This is a genomic window from Desulfosarcina cetonica JCM 12296 (assembly GCF_001311845.1).
Classification (GTDB): domain Bacteria; phylum Desulfobacterota; class Desulfobacteria; order Desulfobacterales; family Desulfosarcinaceae; genus Desulfosarcina; species Desulfosarcina cetonica.
Genome location: NZ_BBCC01000359.1, coordinates 1 through 3,035, shown reverse-complemented (window position 1 = coordinate 3,035; position 3,035 = coordinate 1). Strand labels below are relative to the sequence as shown.

The 3,035-nt window shown below is 36.5% G+C and carries 4 protein-coding genes; all 4 read right to left on the bottom strand.

The window, feature by feature from the left end; all coding sequences use genetic code 11:
- Positions 1-623: hypothetical protein (locus tag JCM12296_RS39460; protein ID WP_157068158.1), on the bottom strand; the 623-nt coding region annotated here is incomplete at its 3' end.
- A 100-nt stretch (positions 624-723) separates the two neighbouring features.
- Positions 724-1,473, bottom strand: coding sequence for a hypothetical protein (locus JCM12296_RS33720; protein WP_157068157.1), 750 nt, complete (start codon positions 1,471-1,473; stop codon positions 724-726).
- A gap of 200 nt (positions 1,474-1,673) precedes the next feature.
- The gene (locus JCM12296_RS33715) at positions 1,674-2,120 is read right to left on the bottom strand and encodes a hypothetical protein (RefSeq protein ID WP_054702372.1); all 447 of its coding nucleotides are present in this window, start codon (positions 2,118-2,120) and stop codon (positions 1,674-1,676) included.
- Between the two features lie 141 nt (positions 2,121-2,261).
- The gene (locus tag JCM12296_RS39455) at positions 2,262-3,011 is read right to left on the bottom strand and encodes a hypothetical protein (protein ID WP_157068156.1); all 750 of its coding nucleotides are present in this window, start codon (positions 3,009-3,011) and stop codon (positions 2,262-2,264) included.
- Positions 3,012-3,035: the final 24 nt, after the last annotated feature.

Genomic DNA, 3,035 nt, shown 5'->3' with positions numbered 1-3,035 from the left:
TAACTGTCTACTTTTACGTTAAACTCCATTTCGTTTGAATAACTTAGGACATAAGGTAAATTCTTAATTTCTTCAAATGATAGATAAATTGACCCTATTGCCGAACTATCATCTGTCACAAATACTCTAACAATAATACTTTTTGGATTATTTAGATAAGGAATGTATAGGTCATTGAACCTAAAAACCTTACCTTCACCGCTCACCTTATAATAATTTCCACTAGACTGATAATCACGTTTTGGAAAAACAATCCGAAAATGGTCATCATCATCAAGCTTTAGAACAACTCCGACTTCAGATTGTTCTTCGTTAAATTTTCTTGACAATTGAGCAATTATGTCTGACTCAATTTTTCTACTTTTCCCGTAGCTTTTCTCTATGCTTAACGCTGAATGTCTCCCAGGACCAATAATTGAAATCTTTAATGGATATGCTGGGCATTCAGTTTTTAAGATCCATCCCTTTTCCTTAATTTCAGCCTTCCATTCACTTTTCGGAATCCATTCATTCTGTCTTGCTTTTGTTTGCCAATCCGGTGTTAAGAAAAAAACCAAAACCCCTGAACAAACGGCTGATACAATAGGTATAATAACTTTATAAATGATGTCTTTTAGTGCCATATGAATCTCGATTAAACAGTTAACGCATTGCTCACCGGAGAGGGCCGCTTTTTGGCCCGAATCCAGTGCAGCTAATTGTTATACCTCGCTAAAGCAGTTGTCATAAGTTTTGGCTTTGCTTGAATCCAACAACAGCATCCTGAACTTCTTTTTTATTTTTAAACCGCCAATTACTAATTACGTAAACTGACCACTTGTTCAATTTCCATAAATTTAACTTGATAGATAAAAATGTTTTGAGCTTTGCATACGTTCGAACCGATTTTACTGGTACGAAAAATTGCAGTCGTATGAAAAAAGATTCGTAAGCTGCCACTAATGCTGCCATATAGACAAATGGAATGAATAAAATTGATAGCAATATTGGAATATAAAAACTTTCAAAATTTCCCATAGTGGCGAAATTTTCAAAATCAGTAATTACCATATAAGTAGAGTGTATGATGTAAATAGAACCAACTAAAATAAAAACATAATTTAATAGCTTATCTACAATTTCATACTCTTTGTCTCTTTCAGTAATAGCCTTCATTCCTCCAGCGAACGCAAGTATCGGGATAAGAACAAATTCTATCCAAAAATTAAAAACATATAGATTTACAAAAAACTCTATAAATACGAGCCCCTTAATATGATCCTTGACAGAATTCTTGAAAAACTTTTGATCATTCGCTTTCTGAAAATCAAATAGCATGACAAATGCGGAAAATACACACCACAATAAGGTTACAGGGATATGATCTTTCTTCCATAACGATATTGTATTTAGCAACCAGATTAAACTCGCTATATATGAAAACATTAACAAGTATGAAATTGTTAATTTCCATGCGAAAAAACTTTTGATCACACGAAATAAGGACTTCCTGACATTAGAAACCGTAAGACAATAGACAATAAGAAGGAGTATCCAAATCGAGGTGGATAGTTCCCGATTATTGAAGGCATGGATAAATTTTAATATTGTCTCAAGCATTTTAATTTTTCAAGGTATAACGACATGCTCACAGGGCGCGTGCTTTTTGCGCTCCCGTGCAGCAAATTGTTGGGTCATTCTTTTTTCAAGTATTTGTTAATAATTGATTCAATATTATCTTCCTCAAGGAAACATTTGAACAAGATTGCTCTTAGTTGTGCCTTGTCACCACGAGCTATTGCATTATCAAACTGGTCAAATAATCCAAGGTGGAACAATCGCTCGTTTACGGTCATTCCATGAAGCGACTGGGTTAGTAAGCCCTTGAACCGATCCCAAGTAGAGTATGCCTTTCGATACGATTGTTCATCTTTCAGCCATGTGTTGCCAAAAAGTCTCTCCATTGAGGCGATGTCATCACCAATTGATTCATCCCGAATTACCTTGGCGAGAATAATAGCAACTCTGGACAAATACATATCATAGATCTGCCGGTCTTCAGCTTGACGTGTCGCAGCATTGAGGCGCTCAACTTCTGCAATGAAATCAGCAAGAGCTGATATTTGAGCTTCTTTGTTCATATTCTGTGACCCAACGGGTAGCTCAGCCGACCGGGCCATATAGCCGAGCAGGCTGTCGAAGCCAAGTTTTTTCGAAAACCAAGCGCTTTCGAAAAGCCGCTACCCCCCCCGGGTCGGCCTGCAGCGTTTTGTTGGGCAATTTTAATATTTTTCAAAATTTGCTGAAGCATATCCATCTTCCCACTCGCACTTAGGGCATAAACCAGCATCTTCATACTCTACATCCGAATAAAGATAACTGTTTTTACATACCACACATTCCAATACTTCTTCGCGATGACCACATAAAACGCAAACTTCAGATTCAAGATCGAATGTATCATTCCGACATATTGGACAATTTTGAGTAGGTATGTCCGAATCCCAGAGCGTCTCAGTAATATACGCAAGCTGCGCTTCATAAAATTCAACGAATTCGTTTAACTTACTCCATGCAGGGTCATTAATTCTTCTATCTGCCCAGTCTAAACCAACTTCGTCTGTGGCAAATCTGAAAATAAAAACAAGAACGTTACCGATAACCACCCTTGCTTCTTTTTCACTTATCGAAAATTCATAATGTTCAATCTCATTTCTTTTTTCACGTATGGTTCGTAATGCTGCTTGATCTTCATCTTTAAATTCTACGTTTCCAATTTTTTGTAATCTTTTTAAAGCATCCGCAGCACTTACAGTATGCGCTACAGTCGACGGATATTTATCTACGTTGGACAGCACAAAAGCTGGATGTATCATCCGTAATTTTTCTTTAAATAATAGCTCTGCTACATGCGACAGATCGAGGATGACTCTTTTATAATCTCCTTTTTGAAGACCATTTTTATCATTAAGATGAACAATCGCATGTTCAAGGCTATCTAACGCATTTTCGATCAATGAAAATTTATGCATTTTGCGACCAGTTTATTATTTAAG

Coding starts and splice junctions, on each gene's coding strand:
- JCM12296_RS33715 (WP_054702372.1), bottom strand. CDS start 2,120: ATGAACAAAGAAGCTCAAATATCAGCTCTTGCTGATTTCATTGCAGAA.
- JCM12296_RS39455 (WP_157068156.1), bottom strand. CDS start 3,011: ATGCATAAATTTTCATTGATCGAAAATGCGTTAGATAGCCTTGAACAT.